The sequence below is a fragment of the Microbacterium sp. genome (assembly GCF_036566905.1).
Lineage (GTDB): Bacteria > Actinomycetota > Actinomycetes > Actinomycetales > Microbacteriaceae > Microbacterium.
Genome location: NZ_DATCVK010000157.1, coordinates 1 through 24,150, shown reverse-complemented (window position 1 = coordinate 24,150; position 24,150 = coordinate 1). Strand labels below are relative to the sequence as shown.

Genomic DNA, 24,150 nt, shown 5'->3' with positions numbered 1-24,150 from the left:
CGCGGGCGGTCGCCGCCGGCGTGCGCATCGCCCGCAAGGGCGCGGCGCTGACGGGCTCGAAGAGCGTGCGCGAGAACCTGCGCTCACCGCTGCCGCGCGCTGCGGTCGAGACCTTCCTCGACGTGTTCTCGACACCCGCCCTCACGTGGGACGACCTGGCCAAGGTGCGGCAGTGGACATCGCTGCCCGTCATCCTGAAGGGCGTCGTGCATCCCGACGACGCCATCCGCGCCCTCGACGCGGGCATGGACGGCATCTGGATCTCGAACCACGGCGGGCGGCAGATCGACCAGTCCGTGCCGACGCTCGACGTGCTGCCGACCATCGCCGAGCGGGTGGCGGGCCGCGCGCCGATCGTGTTCGACTCCGGCGTGCGACAGGGCTCGGATGTCTTCATCGCACTCGCGCTCGGTGCGACCGCCGTCGCCCTCGGCCGGCCGTACGCGTACGGCCTCGGACTCGCGGGAGAGGCAGGTGTCCGCGAGGTGACGCGCAACGTGCTGGCCGAGCTCGACATCACGCTGGGGCTGTCGGGGCACACCTCGATCGCCGAGGTCGGGCGCGAAGCGCTGCGCGCGGTCTAGCGGCCGTCCGCGGCGAGGTCGGCACCTGCTCACGATGGCGTCCCCGGCTGAGGCCCCTGCCTCAGCGGGGCCGCCCGTCCTCGGTGAAGCCGAAGATCGGCGTCGCACCGGCCGGCTCGCCCGCGGGGAGCGGCTCATGGTCGACCGGATGGTCGGGGTAGCCGGGGTAGAGCAGTGCCGTGAGCTCCTCGGCATCCCCGTGGAAGCACTCGGTCGTCGCTCCCACGCCGATCGCGTCCGCGGAGCCCGCACCGTCGCGGATCTCGATCACGAGGGTGGCGACGGCGACATCCGGACCGGATGCCTCCACCACGACGTGACCGTCGTGCGGCGCGGCGGGATCGGTGTGCTCGGAGGCCCCGGGTGACGCACCAGGGTCGGCGGTGACCGCTCCGGAAGAGGAGGTCGCAACCTGTGCCTGCCAGCCGCGTGCCGTCAGCCATCCGGCGAGCCGATCCGCGGTCGTGACGGCATCCGCTTCGAGGGTCCAGCCCTCGAACGTGGTGCGGTGCAGGGAGAACGCGTAGCCGGGATGGCAGTCGACGGGCAGGTCTCCGTATTCCTGCACCTGCCACGCGCCCTCGTCGGAGAGGTGGACGAGAACAGCCCCGACGGCCTCTTTGAACAGCAGGTTCGCCTGGCGGGCGGTGGCGTACAGCTCCTCGCCGTGGGGCTGCGTGCCGGTGCATCCCGGGAGCGCGACGAGGGCCAGCAGCGCGACGGCGAGCCGCCACCGCAGGCGCGCGTCGCGTCGGGGAGCGGGCGCGGCCATGGGCGACCTCCGATCCACGCCACCAGGCTATGCCGCTGCCCCGCAGAGAGGCAGGGGCCGTGCGTCTGTGCGGGCGGGGTGCTGAGCCTTAGGCTTCTGCCATGCCTGCACGAGCGCGGCGTTCGTCCGCCGACAGCACACCGTTCGCCCGGACTCGACCGCGAATGCTCGCCGGGGCGGTGGTGCTGGTCGCCTCGGCCGTCGCACTCACCGGCTGCTTCGGCTCGAACCCTGACGGCGGCGACCTCGGCGACGGCGACTTCGCCGACGACGGCTGCACGAGCGTGGTCGTCGCCACCTCGTCGGAGAAGGTCAACATGCTCGACGCGCTCGCCGACGCGTTCAAGGAGTCGCCGCAGCACGAGCAGCTCGACGAGTGCGCGACGGTGCGGCCGATCAACGTCTCATCCGGCGACGCGACGCGCTTCCTCACGGCGGGCGGCGACTGGCCCGACGACGATGCGAGGCGCTGGCCCACGATGTGGTCGCCGGCATCGACCGTCTGGACCGACAGGGTCGCGGCGGCGGCATCCCCGTCCCTCGTCGGCGAGCCCGAGTCGTTCACGCACACGCCGGTCGTGTTCGGGGTGCCCGAGACGATGGCCAAGGCGCTCGGCTGGCCCGGCACCGAGATCGGCATCGCCGACTTCGAGGCGCTCTGCCAGGATCCGCAGGGGTGGGCGAGCGTCGGCAAGCCGCTGTGGGGCTCGTTCAAGATCTCGAAGACCAACCCGAACACCTCCACCACCGGGCTCTCGGCGATCCTGATGCAGTCCTACGAAGCGTCCGGCAAGACGTCCGACCTGACGGCGGCCGACGTCGCCGCCGCGGCCGAGTTCTCGCGGGTATTCGAGGAGTGCGTCATCCACTACGGCGACACCACCGGCAAGGTGCTGACGCGGCTCTACGACGAGACCCAGAACGGCGCGGGCGGCTCGGGCTACGTCTCGGCCGTGGCACTCGAAGAGACCTCGCTCCTCAACTACAACCAGGGCAACCCTGACTCGCACACCGTGCAGCCCGGCGAGACGCTGACCCCGCCGAAGGAGAAGCTCGTCGCGGTGTACCCGTCGGGCGGCTCGCTGTGGTCCGACAACCCCATCACCGTGCTCGGCGCCGACTGGGTGACCGACGTGCAGGCCACCGCGGGCGCGGCCTTCGCCGCCTTCCTGCAGACCGACGCGGCCCAGGAGATCCTGCCCGACTACGGCTTCCGTCCGCTGGATGCCGCGGCACCCCTCGGCGAGCTCTTCACGACCGAGTACGGCGTCGACCCCGCCGGCCCTGCGGTGACGCTTCCGAAGCCCGCCGTCGACGTGGTGTCGGCGGCGATCGACCAGTGGACGCAGATCCGCAAGCCGTCGTCGGTGCTCGAGGTCATCGACATCTCGGGCTCCATGGATGAGGCGATCGGCGACGGCCGCTCGAAGCTCGACGGGGCCATCGAGGGCGCGCAGTCCACGCTCGGGCACTTCCGCTCCTCCGACGAGGTCGGGGTCTGGGCGTTCACGACGGGCGTCGAGTCCGAGGCGGGCAAGAACATCGTCGTGCTGCGCGATGTCGAGCCGCTCGCGTCGGACCGCGAGTCGGTGGATGCCTCGCTCGACGATCTGCGGTTCGCCCACCGCGACGGCACCCCGCTCTACGATGCCATCGCCGCGGCCTACGACGAGATGATCGCGCGAGCCGAGCCCGGCCGCATCAACGCGATAGTCCTGCTGTCGGACGGCCAGGACACCGACTCGTCGATCTCGCTCGACTCCCTCGTCGCCCGGATCGGGGAGTCCGCCCGCGAAGGCGGCGACGAGGCCCCCGTGCGGATCTTCCCGATCGCCTACGGCGAGGGCGCCGACACGGCCGCGCTGCAGCGCATCGCAGAGGCGACCGGCGGGCAGTGGTTCGACGCATCGGATGCCGCCAAGATCGACCTCGTGTTCGCGTCCGTGATCAACAACTTCTAGGCGCACGGATGCTTCAGACCTTCGGTGCCGACGCCTCCGACGTCTACGTCGACGAGGCCGCGGAGGCACTCGGCCAGAGCAATGTCTTCGTCTCGAACGAGGTGCCGGGGGCCGCGCAGCTGCAGCAGTCGCTCGAGGCGCAGGTGACCGACGACTCGATCGCCGTCGCCGTGTTCTCCGACAACGCCGCGCTCGAGGCATCCGGTCCCGAGATCGTGCGGGAGCTCGCCGCGCAGACCGGCTACGACACGATCATCGTCGCGGTGGGCGACGACCTGGCTGCCGGCTCGAACGTGCTGCCGAAGGGCGAGGCGGCGCGCATCGCGAACGAAGCCGAGAGTTCAGCCGACTCGCTCGACGCGGCGATCGCGGAGACCGTCGCGGGCGTGGTCGCGGCATCCGACTCGCCCGCTGCCCCGGCGACGGGCGTCGACGGCGGCCTCATCGTGGGTGGCGCGCTGTCGCTCGTGGTTATCGTGGCCGCGGGCGGCGCGCTGTGGGGTGTCCTCCGCGCCCGCCGGCGCAGCCGGCCGGCCCCCGTCCGTCACGCCCTTCCCGAACCGGTGCGCACCCACGTGCAGACCCTGCAGGCGCTGACCGCCGAGTACGCGCGCGCCGGCTCGGCCGGCGTCGCACAGGCGGGCGAGGTCGCCGCGCAGGTCGGACTCATCGCCCAGAACACGACCGAGCTGTTCGACCGCCTGGACCGCAAGGGCGAGGAGGGCCAGCGCGCCACGGCGGCGGTGGAGTACGGCGAGACCCTCCGCAAGCTGACCGGCGCGCTCGACCGCGACTATCTGCTCGACATCCTGACCCATCCCGACCTGTGGGACGACCCGGTCGAGCGCGTCCGCGAGGTGCGCACCGCGCTCTCGTCGTTCTCGACCGAGCTCGTCGAGAACATCAAGCAGGTCAACGCGCGACGGGGGCTGCACTTCCAGGTCTCGCTCGACGGGCTGATGGGCCGGCGCAAGGAGCTGCAGGACTGGGACCGCGCGTTCGAGCGGGCGGACGGCGAGACCGGCCCCGTGCCGCACGGCGACTAGAATCGACGGATGCCGCGATCCGTGGCATCCGCACCCTCGTGCATCCCCCACCCGACCATTGGAGCCACCGTGGCCGAGCAGTCTCGCCTCGACAAAGTCATCGCCCTCGCCCGTCATCGCGGGTTCGTGTTCCAGGCGGGTGAGATCTACGGCGGATCCCGGTCGGCGTGGGATTACGGTCCCCTCGGCACCGAGCTCAAGGAGAACATCCGCCGCCAGTGGTGGCAGACGTTCGTGCGCGGCCGCGGCGATATGGTCGGCCTCGACTCGTCGATCATCCTGCCCAAGCGCGTGTGGGAGGCATCCGGTCACGTCGCGACCTTCACCGACCCGCTGGTCGAGTGCCTGCAGTGCCACAAGCGGTTCCGCGCCGACAACCTCATCGAGGACTTCGAGGCCCGCAAGGGGCGCAAGGCCGAGAACGGCCTCGCCGACGTGCCGTGCCCGAACTGCGGCACCAAGGGCCAGTACACCGAGCCCAAGGCGTTCTCGGGTCTCGTGAAGACCTATCTCGGCGTCGTCGACGACGAGAGCGGCCTGTACTACCTGCGCCCCGAGACGGCGCAGGGCATCTTCGTGAACTTCGCGAACGTGCTCACCGCGAGCCGCAAGAAGCCGCCGTTCGGCATCGGCCAGGTGGGCAAGGCGTTCCGCAACGAGATCACGCCGGGCAACTTCATCTTCCGCACCCGCGAGTTCGAGCAGATGGAGATCGAGTTCTTCGTGCCGCCCGCCGACGCGCAGGAGTGGTTCGACCACTGGGTCGAGGCGTGCTGGGACTGGTTCGTCGACCTCGGCATCGACCCGGCCAACATGCGCCGGTTCGACGTGCCCGAAGAAGACCGCGCGCACTACTCCGACGGCACGATCGACGTCGAGTACCGCTTCGGGTTCGCCGGCAAGGAGTGGGGCGAGCTCATGGGCGTCGCCAACCGCACCGACTACGACCTCGGCAGCCACAGCGAGGCGTCGGGCCAGAGCCTGTCGTACTTCGACCAGGCGTCGGGCGAGAAGTACATCCCCTACGTCATCGAGCCCTCGTTCGGTTTGACGCGCGCGATGATGGCGTTCCTCGTCGACGCGTACCACGAGGAGGAGGCGCCGAACGCGAAGGGCGGCACCGACACCCGCACGGTGCTCAAGCTCGACCCGCGCATCGCGCCCGTCAAGGCCGCCGTGCTGCCGCTGTCGCGCAACGAGCAGCTCTCGCCGATCGCCCGCGAGGTGGCGGAAGACCTCCGCGGCGAGTGGAACATCGACTTCGACGACGCCGGCGCCATCGGCCGCCGGTACCGCCGCCAGGACGAGATCGGCACGCCGTTCTGCGTCACCGTCGACTTCGACTCGCTCGACGACCGCGCCGTCACGGTGCGTGACCGCGACACGATGGGCCAGGAGCGCGTACCGCTCGAGGGCCTGCACGCCTACCTCGCGGAGCGCCTCGCCGGCGCCTGACGCGCAGAACAGCGGATGCCGCGACCCTGCCGGGTCGCGGCATCCGTCGTCTCCGGCGCGCTGGGGGGGCCACGCCCGCTCAGCCGACCGGCGGAGAGGCGAGGCCGCGCCACACGGCGGCGATGGTCGCGGCTGTGGCGTCCTCCCACGGGACGCCGTCGAGGAGATCGTCGGTGGCGAGCGTCGCGACCCCGTGCACGGCGGCGAATGCGACCAGCGCGGCCTCCTCGGCGGGGCGGGGAGGCAGCTCCCCGGCGTCCTGCGCGGCGCGGAAGAGGGCGACCAGCGCGGGCATCGCGACGTGGCTGACCTCGACGAGCTCGGGCGACGCGGCCGGGTGGTGCTTGGCCGAGTACATCGTGCGGAGGATCGACGGATGCCGCACCGCGAAGCCCACGTAGGCGTCGCCGGCGGCGCGGAAGCGGCCTGCGAACGGCCCCGCGGTGTCGACCGCATCGGCCAGCGCCGCGTTCAGGCGCGCGAATCCCAGCACCGCGACGGCGTCGAGCAAGGCCTGCTTGTCGCGGAAGTGCCGGCCGGATGCCCCGTGGCTGACGTCGAGGTCGCGGGCCAGCTGTCGCAGTGACAGGGCGTCCGCGCCCTCGGCATCGACGACGTCCCATGCACGGTCGAGCAGCGCCGCGCGCAGGTTGCCGTGGTGGTACGAGCGCTCGGTCACGGTCACGTTCACCACCCTAGCGCGATGTTGGCATTGACAACAATGCTGGCACTGTCTACATTGGCGACATGACCATCACGTACCGCGGCACGACCGCCCTCATCACCGGAGCCAGCGCCGGGCTCGGCACCCAGTTCGCCGAGCAGCTCGCCGCACGCGGCGCCGATCTCGTGCTCGTCGCCCGTCGTGAGGAGCGCCTGCGCGAACTCTCGGAGCGGCTCGAAGCGGCGCACGGCATCAGGGCGACCGTGATCCCGCTCGACCTCTCGCGGACGGATGCCGCCGCCGCCCTCCGCGCGGCGCTCGACGAGCGCGGGATCCGCGTCCAGACTCTCGTCAACAACGCCGGCTTCGGCATGAAGGGCACGTTCGCCGACGCCGATCCCGGCCGCATCGGGGAGATGGTGCAGGTCAACGTTGCGAACCTGGTCGCGGTGACGCGTGAGTTCCTCCCGGATCTCGTCGCCGACGGCCGGGGCGCTCTGGTGAACATCGCGAGCACGGCCGCCTACCAGCCCTGCCCGAACATGGCGGTGTACGGCGCCACGAAGGCCTTCGTCCTGAGCTTCACCGAGGCGCTCGCGTACGAGACCCGTGACAGCGGGCTGCGCGTGCTGGCGCTCAGCCCGGGCGCCACGCGCACCGAGTTCTTCGACGTGGTCGGCACGGAGGACGCCGCGGTGGGGCGCTTCCAGACGCCGGCGCAGGTGGTCGGCCTCGCGGTGCGCGAGATCGATCGCGGTCGGCGCGCGAGCGTCGTGTCGGGCTGGGCGAATGCGGTGAGCGCGAAGCTCGCCGGCCTCATGCCGCGGCGGCTCACACTGGCGGTCAGCGGGCGCGTGCTGCGCTGAACCGCCCGATCGATGTGGAGGCCGGGGGAATCGCGAGCCGCGCGGTCGCTGCGCGAAGCGCGGCGTGCCGATGCGGGATATCCGCGGAGGGTGGCAGTGCCCCAGCTGCGGGCACACCCTCACGCCAGCCGCTGCTACACCAGAAGCCTGGCCCCAGGCCGCTGCCGGCCGGGTGTCTCAGTCTCTGGTGGCTCTCTCATCACGATGCGGTCGGCGCCGGAAGCAGCGGCCGCTGACCCAGCGTCTACGGGGGATAGCCCCCTCACCGCGGCGGCGGCCGCGGGTTACGGTGGCGATTCAGGACACACCACAAGAGGAACTCCCATGCTCGGTGGGCATCTGGCATCGCGGACGCGCAGCGCGATCGCGGCGATAGCAATTGCGGCGTTGCTGCCCTACACGGTGCTGAAGGTGCTGTGGTTGGCTGACTCTCGAATCGGAATGGTGCCGGGCTCTGGCTACGGTCACATGCAGGACGCCCGCATGGAGATCGGCAACGGCATCACGATCCTCGCCGTCGGAGTGGGTATCGCTGTGGTGCTCGCGCTCGTGCAGGACTGGGGCATGCGCCTGTCGTGGTGGGTTCTCGTGCTCCCGGCTGCAGGAGCGACCGGCGCGCTTGCACCGATCGCGCTCGGCTTGCCGTTCGGAGTGCTCCTGCAGACTTTGGTCGACGGCAACGTGAGTACCGGTGGTGAGGGCAACCTCGAGGGGCCGGTGTTCTCGGTCGTGTACGGCGGCTTCGCTGTCTTCGGCATCGCTCTGTCCGTGCTGTTCGTCGACTACGTAGGACGGCGTTGGAGCACGGTGATCGCCAGCGGCCCTAAGCCGCCTCGTGAGCGCTGGATCATGCTGGCTGCGATCGCGGGTATGGTGCCGTTCGCGTTGGGGATGCTGTTCTGGGCTTTCCCGGCGCCCGGTACCGCCGGCCTCGATGGCTGGCAGTCGATCGCCCAGCGGATGGTGCTTGTTGTGATCGCGCTGCTCACGCTCGTGGGGCTGATCACGCCACTGTTGCCCCGGCTGCTGGCCGCTCCGCCGGTTCTGGCCTGGCTCACGGTGTGGGTCGGATGCTGCACGGCGGCTGTGCAGGGCCCCATCCTGTTGCTCCTCGCACACGACGCCGTCCTGTCTGTCCCTCTCCTCGTACTCGCGGCTCTCGCCACCCCGGCCGCCGTCCTCTTCGGGTTGGCGGTCCTTCGTCGAAGCAGCGAGACGGCGCCCGCCGCGACGCCTGCGCAGCATGGGCGCACCCGTACGCGCAAGCTCTGATCGGTCGGTCGATCGGGCTGTCCGAGCGGCTCGACCCGGGCACGGGTGGAAGTAACCAGTATGCTCATATACTGTTTATGTCCCTACGAGTTAGTACCTGCGAGGAGTAAGAGATGACCGAGTTCCCGACACGCCGCTTTCACGGCCGGACCGCCATCGTGACCGGCGCCGGCTCAGGCATCGGCCGCGTCGCCGCACTGATCTTCGCCACCGAGGGCGGCACGGTGATCGCCTCGGACATTGCGGCGGACCGACTGAGTGAACTGAAGAGAGACCTGACGGGCTTCGATGTGCGTGCGGTCGTCGGAGACGTGACCCGAGAGGAGACCGTTCGCGACATCATCGACGCTGCTGCAGGCAGCGTCGACATCCTGGCCAACATCGCGGGCATCATGGACGGCGTACTCCCCGCCGACGAGGTTGACGATGCGACGTGGCAGCGAGTATTCGACGTCAATGTGACCGCCGCGCTCCGTACGACGCGAGCAGTCATCCCACTCATGCGCGAGCGCGGAGCTGGAGCGATCGTCAACATCGCCTCCGAGGCATCTTTTCGAGGGTCGGTGGGCGGCGCCGCATACACGGCGTCCAAGCACGCCGTCGCCGGACTGACGAAGAGCAGTGCGTTCATGTACGGACCAAGCGGAATCCGCACGAATGCCGTTGCCCCGGGAGCGGTCGTCACAGCGCTCGACGTGTCGTGGCGATCCGACTACGGTGCAGCGCGAACAGGCCCGGTGCTGCAGGCCACGATGACACCGCCCGCCTCCGCTGAGCAGATCGCGGCGACGGTGGCGTGGCTCGCGAGTGACGAGGCGGCCAATATCAACGGCGTCATCCTCCCTTCGGACGGCGGTTGGTCGGCGGCCTGACGAACGCGTGGTGCCCGGGCCGACGCGTGATGCACACCGACCGGGGCGCCTAGGCTGACTTGGATCGAGCGGAAGGGGCGGCAGTGATCGATGAGGCGGCGAGTGCGGAACTGCCCAGGGCTATCGCGTTGGCGTGGGGCGCAGTGCCGTCGCCGCAGCGTGGACCGAAGCGGGAGTTCAGCCTCGACCAGGTGCTCGATGCGGCCGTTGAACTCGCCGATACCGGAGGCATCGATGCGGTGACGATGCCGGCGCTCGCTCAGGCCCTCGGACTCACCGCGATGTCGCTGTACCGATACGTGGCCTCGAAGGACACCCTCCTGCTACTTCTCCAGGAACAGGGCATGGGTCCTCCGCCCGCGTCGATCGCCCAGGCGAAAGGCTGGCGGGCGGGTCTTGAGTCTTATGCCGCAGCATCCGGCAATGTATACCGACGGCACCCGTGGATGCTGGACATCACTATCACGGGTATTGCGAGCACCCCGAACAACCTTGCCTGGATCGAAGCAGGGCTCGCAGCTCTCGCGGACGTAGCCCTGACCCGCGAGGAGCGGCTCGCGGTCGTGCTGCAGGTCAGCGGCCATGCCAGGTTTCGTGCACTCGTCGAGCGAGGTTACACCGACCGTGCCGACGCGACCGGAGACCACGTCTCCAGTGTCGTACTCTCCGAGGCGAGATTGCTCGGCAGGCTCGTCACCCCGGGGCGATTCCCCAATCTCCACGCCACTCTCGAGAGCGGTGCGCTCACTGACGACTCGTTCGACAACTTCGACTTCGGCCTCGCCCGGCTGCTCGACGGCGTCTCCGAGTACGTCGACCAACGGTCCTGAGGCTGCTCGCATGCAGACCTCTCCCGGTGCGCCGGGAACGCAGCGCGCGGGGCGGCCAACCCCATCAACTACCCTCGGCGCACCCTGTCGACCACCGGCTCGTCGGCGCATACTGAGCGCGTGAGCGGACTCGATGTCGACGTCTTCGGCATCCCAATCCCGGACGAAGGTCCGGTGTTCTTGGTGGCCGTCGGCGTGCACATCATCGCCGGACTCACCTGCGTAGTGTCCGGCATCGTCGCGATGGTCAGCCGGAAGGGCGGTCGAATCCACATGGCCTTCGGTCGCGTCTACGTCGGCGGTATCGCGGTGGTGTTCGCAACCATGGCCGTCATGGCTGTTATCCGATGGCCGCTGGACAATCACCTCGCGGTCATGGGGCTGATCGCGTTGGGGGCGACGGGCCTCGGCTTCCTGAACCGGCGTCGCCACGGATCGGATACGTGGCACATCCTTGCGATGGGCGTCTCGTACGTCGCCCTGCTCACTGCGTTCTACGTCGACAACGGACCCGCCCTCCCGGTCTGGAGCCTGCTACCGACGTGGGTGCTCTGGGTTCTGCCGACCGTCGTGGGTGCGCCGCTGATCGCGTGGGCGATCGGGCGTCGACGATCGAAGCGGGGGCCGGCGGAACCCCTCACCCACTGATCGCGGGTTTGTCGGGCGTAAACCCTCCATCAGTGAGGCGAGGCTGGTGTGGAGCGTGACCGGGCTTTTGAACCTCGCCGTCGCCTGACCCAGCAGACCGATTGTTCGCCGCTCACACCCACGACATGATCGGCGTAGCCGGCTGCCGTTCGGACGATGAGGGACCATCGCCTGCAGAGCGCCCGACAGCGCCGTGACAGCGCGATGACAGCGAGGGATCGGGCATGGCAGGGGCGTGACAGTGGGCGGGGCGCACTCTGGGTGAAGTCGAAAGGCGTATCCCATGACCATCACCAGTTCCGCATCCCGCACCCCCGCGGTCCGCGCCGAAGGGCTCGTCAAGAGCTTCGGCAGCAACCGTGCGGTCGACGGCGTCGACCTGACTGTCGAGGCCGGCACCGTCTACGGTGTGCTCGGCCCCAACGGCGCGGGCAAGACCACCACCATCAGCATGCTCGCGACGCTGCTGCGTCCCGACGCCGGCCGGGCCGAGATCTTCGGCTACGACGTCGTGCGCGCCCCGCAGATCGTGCGGCAGCTCATCGGCCTCACCGGCCAGTTCGCATCCGTCGACGAGACCCTCTCGGCCACCGAGAACCTCGTCATCTTCGGGCGGCTCCTCGGGCTGTCGCGCGTCGACGCGAAGCGCAAGGCGACCGAGCTGCTCGAGGAGTTCTCGCTCACCGAGGCCGCCACCCGTCCGCTGGCCAAGTTCTCCGGCGGCATGCGCCGCCGCCTCGACCTCGCGGCATCCCTCATCGCCCAGCCGCCGCTCATCTTCCTCGACGAGCCGACCACGGGCCTCGACCCTCGCACGCGCGGGCAGATGTGGGACACCATCCGCCGTCTGGTCGCGACCGGCTCGACGGTGCTGCTGACGACGCAGTACCTCGACGAGGCCGATCAGCTCGCCGACCGCATCGCGGTCATCGACCGCGGCACGGTGGTCGCCGAGGGCACCGCTCTCGAGCTGAAGTCGTCGGTCGGGCAGGCGTCGCTGCTGCTGCGGCTGCGCCCCGGCTCCGACATCGACGACGCCCAGCGCGAGATCGTGCGCGTGCTCGGCGTCCCGGCGATCGTCTCGCCCGAGGCCGCCCGCCTCACCGTGCCGATGAGCGACCCCGACCGCGTGGCCGACCTCCTCGTGGCCTTCCGCGAGGCGGGGCTGCACCTCGAAGAGCTGAGCGTCCAGCAGCCGACGCTCGACGAGGTGTTCCTCACCCTGACCGGCAAGGGCGTGCCGGATGACGACGAGGCCGCCCACGCGACGGCCGATGAGATCGAAGGAGTGCGCGCATGACCGCCATCGCGACCCCCATCGTGCCGGTCGCCGACCGGCACCTCTCCAACCGGGCAGGCCTCGGGCTCACGGTCCGCAACACGCTGACCATGGCATGGCGCGGCATCCTCAAGATCCGCCGCACACCCGAGCAGCTCATCGACGTGACGGTGCAGCCCATCATCTTCACGCTGATGTTCACGTACATCTTCGGCGGCGCGATCGCCGGCGACGTGCAGAGCTACCTGCCGATCATCATCCCGGGCATCCTCGTGCAGACCGTCATCACGACCTCCGTCGTCACCGGCGTGCAGCTGCGCGAAGACATGGACAAGGGCGTGTTCGACCGGTTCCGCTCGCTCCCGATCGCGCGCATCGCGCCGCTGTCGGGCGCCCTGCTGGCCGACACGCTGCGCTACACCATCGCCACGACGCTCACCTTCACGATGGGCTTCATCATGGGCTTCCGTCCCGGCGGCGGACTCGGCGGCGTCATCGCTGCCGGTCTGCTCGTGATCGCGTGCTCGTGGGCGATGAGCTGGATCTTCGCCTTCTTCGGCGTCATCGCGCGCACCGCGTCGAGCGTGCAGGGCATCTCGATGCTCATCCTGTTCCCGCTGACGTTCCTCTCGAACGCCTTCGTGCCCGCCGACACCATGCCCGACTGGCTGCAGTGGTTCGTCGACATCAACCCGGTCTCGCACCTGGTCACCGCGGTGCGCGGCCTGGTCAACGAGGGCGCGGTCACCACGGACGTCTTCACCGCGCTGCTCGGAGCGGCCGTGATCGTGGCCGTGTTCGCACCGCTCACGGTGCGCGCCTACATGCGCAAGGCATGATCGGATGCCGCCCCTCGCGGCGGTGACGAGGAGCCGGGGTGGCATCAGCCGCCCCGGCTCCTTCGTGCGTCGGCGGTCCGGGTTCGCGGTCCGGTCAGCCCGGGAGCGCTGCCCTCCGGTCAGCCCAGGAGCGCGGCCAGCACGGCGAGCTCGTCGGCGCCGTCGGAGTCGAGCTCGCCGACGCCATCGGAGTTCGGTTCGGCGCCGGCCGTAGCGCCCGGCAGGAGGGCGTCGTTCTCGAACCGGGCGCGCATGACGCGGAGGAACGGATCGGAGGCGTCGACCCCGCCCCGCAGGCGCGCCGCCGCGACGAGCGCGCGCCGGGCCCCGGCATCCCTCCCGGTCACGGCGAGCCACCCGGCGATCGACACGGCGACATCCGAGACGATGGGGTGGTCGCCGCTCCGCGCGGCCGAGGGATAGGCCCGTCGCAGGGCGTCGTGCGCCTCGTCGGCACGCCCCTCCAGCAGCAGCGCCTGCGCACGGCGCGACTGCGACCAGGCGGTCAACTGGTCGGGGAACGCCGGCAGCATCTGGGCGTCGATCGTGTCGAGGTGGCGCAGCGCCTCGGCGCCGTCTCCGACGGCGATCTCGATCATCGCGGCATCCATCTCGGTCTGCGCGAGCGCGCGCGGCGACTCGAACGAGCGGGCGAGCTCGCGGCTGCCGGTGAGCCGTTCGCGCGCCTCTTCGATACGGCCGAGGCGCAGCAGCAGGCCGATGCTCTGCGAGCGCTGCTGAACGAGGTCGGTGGTCGAGGTGAGCCCGGCGAGCCCCTCGGTAGATGCGTCGGCGACGGCGAGGGCCTCCTCGAGCCGCCCCGCCAGCTGCAGCCACTCGGAGCGCATCTGACTCGCGAACGCGGTGCCCCACACGTCGCCGAGCTCGAGGAACATCGACAGCGCCCTGTCGCTCTCGGCGCCCAGGGTCCGGGTGTCGCCGGTGTTCTGCGCGAGCGCCGAGCGAATCATGCTCAGGAACGCGTGCGTCCACGCGGGGGCGTCCTCCAGACCGTCGTCGCGGATCGTGAAGCTGCGCGTCCAGGGGGCGCCGGGCACGTGCTGCCGCGCATCTTCGAGGAGCCCGCGGAGGAGTGGAGGCACGGCGGCCGAGAGCTCGCTGCTGTGCACGGCTGCGGCTGCGACGACGGCCGGAGCCTCCCTCTCGAGACGCGCGATACCGCTCGGTGTCGGCTCGCCCCGCCGTGCGGCCGCGTCCTCGGCCGGAGTGCGCGTGCCTCGGGTGGCCGCGTCTCTCTCACCGCCGTCGTCGGACGCCGCCGACGGGACGGGAGCAGGGGCCGGCTCCCCGCCGTCGGGTGCGAAAGCGAGGCCGAGGAGTGCGATCGCCCGCACGACCACGGCGGGCTCGGAGTCGAGCGCCGCGGCAGCCTCACCGAACCGGCCGATGCCGGACTGCAGCTCGGTGAAGCGCTCGCGCATGATCCAGGTCCAGAAGCACGCGCGCACCAGCCGGATGCCGACATCCTCGAGGCCCGGCTGCTCGGCGCACGTCCGTAGCGCTGCGCTGAGGTTCTCCTCGTCGGCGTCGAACCAGGCGAGCCCTTCACGCACGCGCGGGCCCCGGAGCAGCGCATCCTGACGAGCGGCGAGCTCGCTCATCGCCCGCGCCTCCCTCGCGCGGAACTCCGCCTCGCGACCTTCGGTGCGCAGCCGGTCGATGCCGTACTCGCGCACGGTCTCGAGCATCCGCAAGCGCCCCTCCGCCCTCCGCAGCAGAGACTTGTCGACGAGGGTCTCGAACGATTCGCCGTCGACCTCGAACGCGGCGGCCACCGTCGGCACATCCCGCGCGTCGATGCCGTCGGGGAACACCGCAGCGGCACGCAGGGCCGTGCGCTCGGCATCCGTCAGGGTCTCCCAGCTCCAGTCGATGAGGGCTCGAAGGGTCTGATGACGTGCCTCGAGGGCACGCGGACCCGTGGCGAGGAGGGCGAAACGGTCGTCGAGCCCCCTGTCGATCTCGGCGATCGTGAGCGTGCGGGACTTCGCCGCCGCGAGTTCGAGCGCCAGCGGCAGGCCGTCGAGCCGGCTGACGATCCGTTCGACCGCGGCCGCTTCGTCGCCTCCGGGCGGAGTGCCTCGGGCCGCCCGGACGCGGCGGGTGAAAAGCTCGCGGGCGTCGTCGCCCGGGAGCGGGCCGAGATCGACGAACGCCTCGCCGGCGAGTCCCAGGGGCTCGCGGCTGGTCGCGAGGATGCGGGATCCCGGCGCGCTGCCGAGCAGATCGAGTGCGACGCCCGCGGCCTCGGCCGAGACGTGCTCGCAGTTGTCGAGCACGACCAGCACCGACCTTCCGGCGAGCGCCTCGGCCACCCGGTCGCGGGCGCTCGTCGACACAAGTTCACCGACACGGATGCTGCGGCCGACGGCTCCCGCGACGGCGGCCCACACTTCGCCCGGCGCGGCGGGGGCGAGCTCCACGACGATCGAGCCGGGTGTGCGGCGTGCGGTCTCGAACGCGAGTGTGGTCTTGCCTGCGCCGCCGGGTCCGATGAGGGTGACGAGGCGTTCCGCGCGCAACTGGGAGTCGATGAGCTCCAGTTCGCGGGTGCGTCCGATGAGCGGGGTGAGGCTCGCCGGAACGGTCGCTGCTGCCGCGACCGCGGGAGTCGTAACCGCGGTCGCTGCGAGTGCGGGCGACTGGTGCCCGGCGCCGGCCGCGGCTCCGTCCCCGGCGATCCGCTCGGCGTGCGCGCGATCCTCCAGTAGATCGCGGACCACCCAGTCGAAGCCGTCGCCCGGCGTCCAGGGCTCCCCGCGCCACAGCGCGAGCGCAGCACGTGCGTCCGCCACGGCAGCCGCCGGGTCCTCGGCGTGCCGGGCGCGAGCGACAAGGTCCTGGAACAGCGCGATGTCCACGTCTTCGCGCGCGATCGCCAGCCGATACCCGCCCGGCACCGCTTCCAGCGTGCCCGCGGGGACGACCCGGCGCAGGCGAGAGGCCAGCGACTGCAGCGACGCGCGCGGGTCGTCGGGCAGGTCGTCCGGCCACACGTCCTCGGCGAGTGAGCGGTACGCGACGGTCGTGCCCGCGTCGAGCGCGAGGCGGAAGAGGAGAGCCTCCTGGCCGCGACCGCGGATCTCGACGGGGGCGTCGTCCGCCTCCGCCTCGAGTCCACCGAAGAACCTCAGCCGCACGTCGTCAACCTTAGGACCCGACGCCGCCGGTCCCGCGGATCGCGATCGGGGCAGGCGGGGAGCGTCAGCCGGTGACGGTGAGCGTCGCGGAGCCGGTATCTCCGTCGATCACACGCCGGTAGTCCTCGGCCACGATCTCTCGCAGCACCTCGGCGTCGATCGCCTCGAGGTCCTTGAGGTACAGGCACCCGGCACCGATCTCGTGGGGGCCCAGCCTCGCCAGCCGCTCGCCGTGGGCCCCGGCATCGAGCAGGTAGACCGTGGTCGCCTGGCGGCGCGGGGCGAACGCGCTGATGGGGGCGTCCCCTTCGGTGCCGGTGGGGTAGTGGTAATGGCACGATCCGAAGCCCACGATCGTGCCCCACAGCTCGGGCTCGCGGCCGGTGACATCGCGCATGAGGGCGACCATCGTCGCGGCATCCCGGCGCCGCTTCGGCGAGGTCACGGCCGCGAGGAACTCGTCGACCTCACCGCCGGTCTTCTTCATCAGACGCCTCCGCCACCCGATTTGGCGGCTGCTTTCATCGCCCGCTTGTGCTCGCGCACCTTCGTCAGCGACTCCGGCGAGACGATGTCGGCGACGCTGCGGAACGAACCGTCCTCGCCATAGGGTGCCGACGCCTCGCGCCATCCGTCGCCGGTGAACCCGTACTGCTTGCCCAGCAGCGCCAGGAAGATCTTCGCCTTCTGCTCCCCGAAGCCCGGCAGGGCCTTGAGGCGCTTGAGGACCGTGGCGCCGTCCGGCTCGTCGCGCGTCCAGATCGCCGCGGCGTCGCCGTCCCAGTCCCGACCGACCGCCGCGCACAGCGCCTGTACCCGGGCGGCCATCGAACCCGGGAACCGGTGCACGGCGGGCGTGGCCGAGAACAGCGCGGCGAACGCCTCCGGATCGAAGCTCGCCAGGGCTGCGGCATCCAGCGTTCCCGCTCGTTCCGAGATCTTCAGCGGACCGGCGAACGCCGTCTCCATCGCGACCTGCTGATCGAGCAGCATGCCGATGAGGAGGGCGAGCGGGTCGTCGGTCAGCAGGCGATCGGCGTCGTCGTCGCCCGTGATGTGGAGCGTCATCGCCCCAGTCTCGCACCCGCGGCCCCCGGCGCGGCAGAGCGTGAATGGGAGGATGGATGCCGTGACCGTCCCCACGCCCTCTCCAGACGCCGCCGGCGCGCCGCCTCGAGCCTCCGGGCGTGCGGGCGCCGCCGCCGAACCGCTCCAGGACCTCGTGGACCACGCACGCCACACCCGCGTGGTGGTGATCGGTGGGGGCATCGCCGGGCTCGTCGCCGCCTGGGAGTGCGCCAAGGTCGGCATGGCCGTCACGCTGGTGGAGGCATCCGATCGCCTCGGCGGCACGATCGGCTCGGCCCGCATCGGCGGCCACGATCTCGAGACCGGCGTCACCTGCTGGTCCACCCGCGGCGGCGCCGTGCGGCGGCTCGTCGACGAGGTGCTGCCGAACGCCCCCATCGTGACGCCGCGTGACGATCGCGAGTGGGTCGCCGGTCTGGCGAAGGGCGGTGCCGCGCCGCTGCCGACGGAGCAGGTGCTCGGCATCCCGGCCAATCCGTGGGACGAGGACGTGCGCCGCCTGATCGGCTGGGACGGCACGTGGCGCGCCTACCTCGATCGCCTGCGCCCGCCGCTGACGATCGGCGCGCAGCGCAGCCTCGGCCGCCTCGTGCAGAGCCGCATGGGCGCTAAAGTCCGGGACCGTCTCGTCGCACCTCTTACTGTGGACCGCTTCGGCCTCGACCCCGACGACGTCGACGTCGAGATCGCGGCGCCTGGGCTGAGCAACGCACTCACCCGCACCGGCTGGCTGGGCGGCGCCGTCGCCGACGTCCGCGTGGGTGCGCCCGGTGCGGCGATCGAAGGGCTGGACGGCGGGATGCCGCAGCTCGTGGCCGCTCTGGCGGAACGGCTCGCAGAGCGCGGTGTCGTCGTCCACACGGACGCGCGGGCGGCGGGCCTCGTGCGCACCGGCGAGACGTGGACGGTCGCCCTGGAAGCCCGGGCGAGCTCGGCCGCGACGAGTGGCGAGGCGGATGCCGGCCTTCCTGCCGACTTCCCGGCCGACGCCGTCGTGATCGCGACGGACGAAGCCGCCGCGCGCGCACTCCTGGCCCACGCGCTCGGCGCCGCGGAATTCGCCGACGAGCCGCCCGCGGGCATCCCCCGCGAGGTGGTGACGCTCGTCGTCGACGCCCCCGAGCTCGACGCCGCCCCGCGCGGCGCGCACGTGCACGCCGTGCCCGTTGCGCGCGGAGCGACGGGGCTCGTGCACGAGACCGTGCGCTGGGAGTGGCTCGCCCGTGAGACCGGGCCCGGCCGCCACGTCCTCCGCGTCGCGTTCGGCGCACCCGGAGTCGTGCCCGCCACTGCAGCACTGGCCGACGCCGATGCCGCCGCCCTGGCCGTGGCGGAGGCATCCGTCCTCCTCGGTGTCGCTCTCGCGGGGCGGATCGTGGGCGCGCACCGTGACGCGTTCACCCTCGCCCCGCCCGCATCCGCCCTCGGGCACCGCGATCGCACGGCCGGCGTGCGCGCCGCGGTCGAGCGTGCGCACGGCCTGGCGGCGGTCGGTGGGTGGCTCTCGGGAAGCGGGCTGGCCCAGGTCGTCGCCGACGCGCGCGAGGAGACCGACCGGATGCGCCGCCAGGTGCTGTGGGGCGCGGCTGCGACGGAGTGAGCACGCCGCGACGACCGGTGTCAAGGGTGGATGCCGGGATCGGCATACAGGGCTACCCTGGGAGGGTCGTCAGGTGCACACCGAGCGTGAGGAGACCTCATGAAGGGCAAAGCAGGACTGGCCGTCGGACTTGCGATCGGGTACGTCCTCGGTACGCGGGCGGGCCGAGAGCGGTACGAGCAGATCAAGGCGCAGTGGCTGAAGGTGTGGAACGCCGAGCCCGTGAAGGCGCAGGTCGACAAGGTGAAGGACTTCGCCAAGTCGCAGGCGATGGCGCTGCCGTCGACGCTGTGGGACTCGGCGGTCAAGGTCACCCAGGCCGCCGGAGCGAAGGGCACGCCCGGGCAGAAGCTCGACGCCGCCCTCAAGGTCGGCGAGGAATCGGCCGACGACGTGGAGAAGGCGGCCCAGACCTCGGCGAAGGCGGTGAAGGACGCCGTCGACGACGCGATCGACGACGCGTCGGAGAACGGCCGCGGCGGGGCCTGACGTGATGACCACGCCGCGTGGCTTCCGCGACCGCGCGGACGACAGCCTGCTCACCCTGATCGGCGAGATCCCGGAGCTGATCCGCAACCTCGTCATCGCGGAGATCGACGCTGCCAAGGCGTGGCTCTCCCGCACCGCGAAGGACGGCGGGTGGGGTGCGCTGTGGGCGTTCGCCGCCCTGTTCGTCCTGTTCTGGTCGGTGCCCGTCCTCGGCACCTTCGTGATCGCAGGCCTGTCGTCATGGTGGCCGGTATGGCTGTCGGCGCTCGTCGTCTTCTTCGCGATGCTCGTCATCACGGCGGTGCTGGCCTGGCTCGGCATCCTCCGCTTCAAGAAGATCGGCGAGCGTCAGAACCCCGTGCAGTCGATCGCCCTGGATGTGAAGGAGGTGCGCGATGAGCTCTGACGCCGTCGTGCCCGTGCCCGTGCCCCACACCGCCGTTCCGCTCGGCATCAGCGATCCTGTCGTGCAGGCGCGCACAGAGCTGAAGGCTGCGCTGGCCGCGATCGAAGAGAAGGCCAACGTGCCACGACGCGTGGGCCGGGCCGTGGATGACGGCGTCGAGCAGGCTCGCGCCTTCCAGCGCCGCAACCCCGCGCTCGCCGCCGCAGCGGTCATCGTGGGTGCCGTCGCGATCGGTGCCGCCGTCTGGGGTTTCGTCCGCCTGTACACCCGCTGACCCCGCCGCGTGCCGTGCTCTCCACAGGGGAGGGGCACTGCTTCCGGGATGAGGGGTATGCTCGGGAGGCAAGGCAGTGCAACGGTGCGTATGCTGCCGATCGCGCGAACCCGATTCGAATCGCGCATCGGCTGCTCGAACGTGGTGAGCGGCCGACTGAGCACCATCGAGAGTCGACCCCCTTATGAACACCGCCTCAGCTCAGCACCAGTCCGTCAAACCATTGACCGGCTGGCGCGTTCTCGTCCCCCGGGGCGGCCCTTGGGGTGACGGTGTCGCGGCCACTCTTCGCCGTCAGGGCGCGACGCCGGTCATCGCCCCCCTCATCAACTTCGCGCCCACCAACGACCAGGCCACGCTCGAGCAGGCGCTCGCCGACCTGGCGGCCGGCAAGTTCGACTGGCTCACCGTCACGAGCGCCACGACCGTCGATGTGCTCTACGCGTATCGGGCCGTCGTCCCCCCGACCACGAAGGTCGCGGCCGTCGGTGAGACCACCGCGGCAGCGCTTCTCGCCGTCGGCTACCGCGTCGACCTCGTGCCCGAGCGCGACAACTCCGCAGCCGGCATGGCGGAGCAGCTCATCGGCCTCGAGCCGCAGGCCCGCGACATCCTCACCCTCCGCAGCGAGATCGCCAAGCCGGTGCTCACGCGTATGCTGACCGACGCCGGGCACCGCGTGCGCAGCGTCGTCGCCTACCGCACCGTCGGGGTTCCGGTGACCGACCGCATCGCCGAAGACGTCCGATCCGGGCGTATCAACGCCATCCTCGTGACCAGCGGCTCGGTGGCCGAGCAGGTGCACGAGCAGTTCCCCCACATTCCCGCCACCACCCTCATCGCCGCGATCGGGCCGCGCACCGCCAAGGACGCGCGCCGGGCCGGTCTGGATGTCGACGTCATCGCCGACGCTCAGACCGTCGACGCGCTCATCGACGCGGTCGCCAAGTTCTCGCTGCCGCACGCGGCCGACGAGTTCGCACCCCGCACCGGCGTGCTCCCGCAGCTCGGCATGGACCACCGGGGCTGACGTCGGATGACCGGCACGCCCCGCATCGTCGTGCTCGCGGGCGGCGTCGGCGGCTCCCGCTTCGTGCTGGGCCTCCGCGGAGCGCTGCGCGCACGCGGGGTCGACGACACTGCGTCGGCGCTCACCGTGATCGTCAACACCGGTGACGACCTGTGGCTCTCGGGCGTTCGCCTTCAGCCCGACGTCGACTCGATCACCTACGCGCTCGCCGGCGTCAACGATGCCGAACGCGGCTGGGGGCGTCAGGGCGACAGCGAGCGCGTCAACCACGAGCTGCAGCAGTGGGGCGCCGGGTGGCCCTGGTTCACGCTCGGCGACCTCGACCTCGGCACCCATCTCGCCCGCACCGGCTGGCTGCGCGACGGCCTCACCCCCACGCAGGTTCTCGAGCGGATGTCGCACCGCTGGGACCTCGGTGCACGCCTGCTGCCGATGACCGACGCCGAGGTCGACACCGTCGTCGTTCTCGAAGACGGCTCACGTCTGCACTTCCAGGAGTGGTGGACGCGCCATCGCGCCACCCTCACGCCTGCGCGGTTCGAGAACCCCGGCATCGAGGCCGCCGCTCCGGCCTCCGGCGTGACGGGGGCCATCGCGGCGGCCGACGTCGTGCTCCTCGCGCCCTCGAACCCCGTCGTGTCGATCGGCCCGATCCTCGCCGTGCCCGGCATCCGTGAGGCGCTCCGCGAGACCGCGGCGCCGGTCGTCGGCGTCTCGCCCATCATCGGCGGCAAGGTCGTGCGCGGCATGGCCGACGTCTGCCTCACCGCGATCGGGGTCGAGACGTCCGCCGCCGCGGTGGCGGGCCTGTACGGTGCGCGCGCGGACGGCGGGCTGCTCGACGCGTGGCTTCTCGCCGAGGAGGACGAGGTCACGGCCGACGAGGTCGCCGGGCTCGGCATCCGCTCGCTCGTCCGCCCCCTGTGGATGACGGACGATGCGCGCCAGACAGCGCTCGGCGAGGCGGCGCTGACCGCCGGCCTGGCCGACGATCGAGCTCTCTGACGTGCCCGAGCTGGCGTGGTGGTCGTGGGCCCTGCTCGGCGTGGGCGCTGTCGTGGTGGGCCTGTCGAAGACCGCCGTGCCCGGAGCCGGCACGATCGCCGTCGCGATCTTCGCGGCCGTCCTCCCGGCGAAGCAGTCGACCGGGGTCCTGCTGCTGCTGCTGATCGTCGCCGACCTGTTCGCGGTGACCATGTATCGCCGCCACGCGGACTGGCGCACACTGCTGCGGCTCGCCCCTGCGGTCGTCGTCGGCGTGCTGCTGGGCGTGGTGTTCCTCTGGTTCGCCGACGATCTCTGGGTCAAGCGGTCGATCGGCGTCATCCTCCTCGCGGTGATCGTCATCACACTGCTGCGCCGCCGGTTCATGTCGCAGGTCGACACCGCCGGACCCCACCGCATCGCCGCGGCGACCTACGGATCGCTCGGCGGATTCACCACGATGGTCGCGAACGCCGCCGGCCCCGTGATGTCGATGTACTTCCTCGCGGCGCGCTTCGAGGTGAAGGCGTTCCTCGGCACGGCGGCGTGGTTCTTCGCCATCGTCAACCTCTTCAAGGTGCCGTTCTCCATCGGCATCGGGATCATCACCGTGCCCGGCCTTCTCCTCGATCTCGTGCTCGTACCGCTCGTCGTCGCATCCGCCTTCCTCGGCCGCTGGCTGGCCGACCGCATGCCGCAGTCCGTGTTCGAGAAGCTCGTGATCGCGTTCACCATCGTCGGCGCGGTGTACCTCCTCGTCGGCTGACGGGTTGAGGTGCGCGGCCTCGGTCGCGGCATCCGTGATCGGGTGATCCGGCCAGTACGCGAGTCCGCCGCCCGGCACGGCATCCGTCACCGGATCAGGTGGTGTCACGGAAGCAGGAGACTCGCCGTGCGTTCGTCCTGTGGTCCTGACATCACATGATCTCGGCAGCCGGCGGGGAGACGGATACCGGGCTCCGCGCGATCGCGGTGATCCAGCGTTCTGCGGACTCGGCGCGGGTCGACTCGAATACGCGTTCCGGACGCCAGCCCGCGGTGAGCAGCGCTTCGCGCAGTCCCTCCTCGTCCCAGTAGGTGAAGTGGCGGGGGTCGTCGAGCTTCGCGTCCGACCAGCCGGCGCCCGTCCCCCTCTTGAAGCTCGCGACGAGGACGCCGCCCGGGCGACACGCGCGCAGCGCCGTGGCCAGGACGATCGGAAGGTCGGCCCGTGGCACGTGCAAGAGGACGGCGTTCGCGAAGATCGCGTCGTACGGCCCGCCGTAGTCGTCGGCGCGGACGTCGAGCACGCGCGCCGGGTGGCCCGCCGCCCGCAGTTCCTCGACGAATGAGGTGGCGCCATCGGTACGGTGGACGACGAGCCCCGCGGACTCGAGGGCTGCGGCATCCCGCCCGGTCGCACTGCCGAGCTCGAGCACGTGCGCGCCGCGCGGCACCAGAGCGACCAGGTCGTCGACCAGTGGCGAGGGATCCTGCGGCGTGCGCTCGGCGTACTGCCGGGCGCCGCGCTCGTACGCGGCGAGCGTCGCGTCCCGCGGATTGGCATCCTGCGGGTTGGCATCCTGCGGGGTCCCGTCCCTCGGGATGGCGTCCTGCGGATTCGCGTCCTGCGGGTTCACGCGCGGCTGACCTCCGCCAAAGGGCCAGGGGGAGGGGTCAGGCCCAGGGGGAGGCGCGGTCGGGGGCGCGCTGGCTGTCGTCGGGCAGCTGGGGCAGCTCGCGCCCGCCGGCGCGGATGCACAGCCAGCGCAGCTGCTCGGGGCTGTCGGGCAGCGCGCGCCACGTGCGCAGCACGCCCTGGCCTACTCGCACCACGGTGCCCGGACCGACGTCGATGATGTCGTCGTCGAGTGCCATCTGCCCGCGGCCGGCGAGAAACACGTAGGCCTCCTCGAGGCGCGAGTGCGCGTGCCAGTAGCCCGCTTCCTCACCCGGCTCGTACGCGTTCGCGGTCATGCCGATGTACTGCAGGTTCAGCTCGTGGTCGACCACCCGGCGCCCGTCGCGTGAGCTGTCGGGCCGGAACCCG

The 24,150-nt window shown here is 71.2% G+C and carries 25 protein-coding genes; 18 read left to right on the top strand and 7 right to left on the bottom strand.

Annotated elements, in window-relative coordinates; all coding sequences use genetic code 11:
• On the top strand, nucleotides 1–584 hold a 584-nt coding region (locus tag VIP82_RS11950), incomplete at its 5' end, for an alpha-hydroxy-acid oxidizing protein (RefSeq protein WP_331908820.1).
• A gap of 61 nt (nucleotides 585–645) precedes the next feature.
• Here the strand turns inward: VIP82_RS11950 and VIP82_RS11945 are convergent.
• Nucleotides 646–1,356, bottom strand: coding sequence for a hypothetical protein (locus tag VIP82_RS11945; RefSeq protein WP_331908818.1), 711 nt, complete (start codon nucleotides 1,354–1,356; stop codon nucleotides 646–648).
• Between the two features lie 101 nt (nucleotides 1,357–1,457).
• Here VIP82_RS11945 and VIP82_RS11940 point away from each other — a divergent pair, with 101 nt between their 5' ends.
• The 3 genes from VIP82_RS11940 (at nucleotide 1,458) to VIP82_RS11930 (ending at nucleotide 5,818) form a co-directional block, all read left to right on the top strand.
• Nucleotides 1,458–3,317: a vWA domain-containing protein gene (locus VIP82_RS11940; protein WP_331908816.1), complete on the top strand. Its 1,860-nt coding sequence runs from the start codon at nucleotides 1,458–1,460 to the stop codon at nucleotides 3,315–3,317.
• An 8-nt stretch (nucleotides 3,318–3,325) separates the two neighbouring features.
• Entirely contained in the window at nucleotides 3,326–4,363 is a 1,038-nt protein-coding gene (locus VIP82_RS11935; RefSeq protein WP_331908814.1) for a hypothetical protein, read from the top strand.
• Between the two features lie 69 nt (nucleotides 4,364–4,432).
• Nucleotides 4,433–5,818: a glycine--tRNA ligase gene (locus tag VIP82_RS11930; RefSeq protein WP_331908822.1), complete on the top strand. Its 1,386-nt coding sequence runs from the start codon at nucleotides 4,433–4,435 to the stop codon at nucleotides 5,816–5,818.
• Between the two features lie 79 nt (nucleotides 5,819–5,897).
• Here VIP82_RS11930 and VIP82_RS11925 read toward each other — a convergent pair whose 3' ends face one another.
• Entirely contained in the window at nucleotides 5,898–6,503 is a 606-nt protein-coding gene (locus tag VIP82_RS11925) for a TetR/AcrR family transcriptional regulator (RefSeq protein WP_331908812.1), read from the bottom strand.
• Nucleotides 6,504–6,565: 62 nt separating this feature from the next.
• On the opposite strand from VIP82_RS11925, the gene VIP82_RS11920 reads away from it, so the two are divergent.
• From VIP82_RS11920 to VIP82_RS11890, 7 genes are all read left to right on the top strand, one after another.
• On the top strand, nucleotides 6,566–7,348 hold the full coding sequence (locus tag VIP82_RS11920; RefSeq protein ID WP_331908810.1) for an SDR family NAD(P)-dependent oxidoreductase: 783 nt from the start codon (nucleotides 6,566–6,568) through the stop codon (nucleotides 7,346–7,348).
• A gap of 324 nt (nucleotides 7,349–7,672) precedes the next feature.
• Entirely contained in the window at nucleotides 7,673–8,620 is a 948-nt protein-coding gene (locus tag VIP82_RS11915) for a hypothetical protein (protein WP_331908808.1), read from the top strand.
• 113 nt (nucleotides 8,621–8,733) lie between these two features.
• Entirely contained in the window at nucleotides 8,734–9,492 is a 759-nt protein-coding gene (locus tag VIP82_RS11910) for an SDR family NAD(P)-dependent oxidoreductase (protein ID WP_331908806.1), read from the top strand.
• 83 nt (nucleotides 9,493–9,575) lie between these two features.
• Nucleotides 9,576–10,322 (top strand): TetR/AcrR family transcriptional regulator, encoded by a 747-nt coding sequence (locus tag VIP82_RS11905; protein WP_331908804.1) that lies wholly within the window; start codon nucleotides 9,576–9,578, stop codon nucleotides 10,320–10,322.
• Nucleotides 10,323–10,442: 120 nt separating this feature from the next.
• Nucleotides 10,443–10,970 carry a cytochrome c-type biogenesis protein gene (locus tag VIP82_RS11900; RefSeq protein WP_331908802.1) on the top strand — a complete coding sequence of 176 codons (528 nt, stop codon included), beginning with the start codon at nucleotides 10,443–10,445 and terminating at the stop codon, nucleotides 10,968–10,970.
• A 283-nt stretch (nucleotides 10,971–11,253) separates the two neighbouring features.
• On the top strand, nucleotides 11,254–12,270 hold the full coding sequence (locus tag VIP82_RS11895) for an efflux ABC transporter ATPase subunit, DrrA-related (RefSeq protein ID WP_331908800.1): 1,017 nt from the start codon (nucleotides 11,254–11,256) through the stop codon (nucleotides 12,268–12,270).
• Nucleotides 12,267–13,088 (top strand): ABC transporter permease, encoded by an 822-nt coding sequence (locus VIP82_RS11890; protein WP_331908798.1) that lies wholly within the window; start codon nucleotides 12,267–12,269, stop codon nucleotides 13,086–13,088. Before VIP82_RS11895 ends, VIP82_RS11890 begins: the two co-directional genes overlap by 4 nt.
• A gap of 119 nt (nucleotides 13,089–13,207) precedes the next feature.
• On the opposite strand, the gene VIP82_RS11885 is transcribed toward VIP82_RS11890, so the two are convergent.
• From VIP82_RS11885 to VIP82_RS11875, 3 genes are all read right to left on the bottom strand, one after another.
• A complete protein-coding gene (locus VIP82_RS11885) occupies nucleotides 13,208–16,249 on the bottom strand; it encodes an ATP-binding protein (RefSeq protein ID WP_331908796.1) in 3,042 nt (1,013 codons plus the stop codon).
• A gap of 64 nt (nucleotides 16,250–16,313) precedes the next feature.
• Entirely contained in the window at nucleotides 16,314–16,736 is a 423-nt protein-coding gene (locus VIP82_RS11880; RefSeq protein ID WP_331908794.1) for a DUF1801 domain-containing protein, read from the bottom strand.
• A complete protein-coding gene (locus VIP82_RS11875) occupies nucleotides 16,736–17,317 on the bottom strand; it encodes an HhH-GPD-type base excision DNA repair protein (RefSeq protein ID WP_331908792.1) in 582 nt (193 codons plus the stop codon). Before VIP82_RS11875 ends, VIP82_RS11880 begins: the two co-directional genes overlap by 1 nt.
• Nucleotides 17,318–17,378: 61 nt before the next feature.
• Here VIP82_RS11875 and VIP82_RS11870 point away from each other — a divergent pair, with 61 nt between their 5' ends.
• From VIP82_RS11870 to VIP82_RS11840, 7 genes are all read left to right on the top strand, one after another.
• Nucleotides 17,379–18,938, top strand: a complete 1,560-nt coding sequence (locus VIP82_RS11870; protein ID WP_331908790.1) for a protoporphyrinogen/coproporphyrinogen oxidase — start codon at nucleotides 17,379–17,381, stop codon at nucleotides 18,936–18,938.
• 99 nt (nucleotides 18,939–19,037) lie between these two features.
• Nucleotides 19,038–19,427 (top strand): hypothetical protein, encoded by a 390-nt coding sequence (locus tag VIP82_RS11865; protein ID WP_331908788.1) that lies wholly within the window; start codon nucleotides 19,038–19,040, stop codon nucleotides 19,425–19,427.
• 4 nt (nucleotides 19,428–19,431) lie between these two features.
• Nucleotides 19,432–19,833, top strand: coding sequence for a phage holin family protein (locus VIP82_RS11860; RefSeq protein WP_308868961.1), 402 nt, complete (start codon nucleotides 19,432–19,434; stop codon nucleotides 19,831–19,833).
• Nucleotides 19,823–20,107, top strand: a complete 285-nt coding sequence (locus VIP82_RS11855; RefSeq protein ID WP_331908786.1) for a hypothetical protein — start codon at nucleotides 19,823–19,825, stop codon at nucleotides 20,105–20,107. Before VIP82_RS11860 ends, VIP82_RS11855 begins: the two co-directional genes overlap by 11 nt.
• A gap of 184 nt (nucleotides 20,108–20,291) precedes the next feature.
• Complete coding sequence (locus VIP82_RS11850; RefSeq protein ID WP_331908784.1) at nucleotides 20,292–21,137, top strand: uroporphyrinogen-III synthase; 846 nt, start codon at nucleotides 20,292–20,294, stop codon at nucleotides 21,135–21,137.
• A gap of 6 nt (nucleotides 21,138–21,143) precedes the next feature.
• Nucleotides 21,144–22,142: a 2-phospho-L-lactate transferase gene (gene cofD, locus VIP82_RS11845; RefSeq protein WP_331908782.1), complete on the top strand. Its 999-nt coding sequence runs from the start codon at nucleotides 21,144–21,146 to the stop codon at nucleotides 22,140–22,142.
• A 1-nt stretch (nucleotide 22,143) separates the two neighbouring features.
• Entirely contained in the window at nucleotides 22,144–22,887 is a 744-nt protein-coding gene (locus VIP82_RS11840) for a sulfite exporter TauE/SafE family protein (protein WP_331908780.1), read from the top strand.
• Between the two features lie 151 nt (nucleotides 22,888–23,038).
• On the opposite strand, the gene VIP82_RS11835 is transcribed toward VIP82_RS11840, so the two are convergent.
• Together VIP82_RS11835 and VIP82_RS11830 are read right to left on the bottom strand one after the other, a co-directional pair.
• Nucleotides 23,039–23,740 carry a class I SAM-dependent methyltransferase gene (locus VIP82_RS11835; protein ID WP_331908778.1) on the bottom strand — a complete coding sequence of 234 codons (702 nt, stop codon included), beginning with the start codon at nucleotides 23,738–23,740 and terminating at the stop codon, nucleotides 23,039–23,041.
• Between the two features lie 37 nt (nucleotides 23,741–23,777).
• Nucleotides 23,778–24,150, bottom strand: a 373-nt coding sequence (locus VIP82_RS11830) for a cupin domain-containing protein (protein ID WP_331908776.1), incomplete at its 5' end; no start/stop codon positions are given.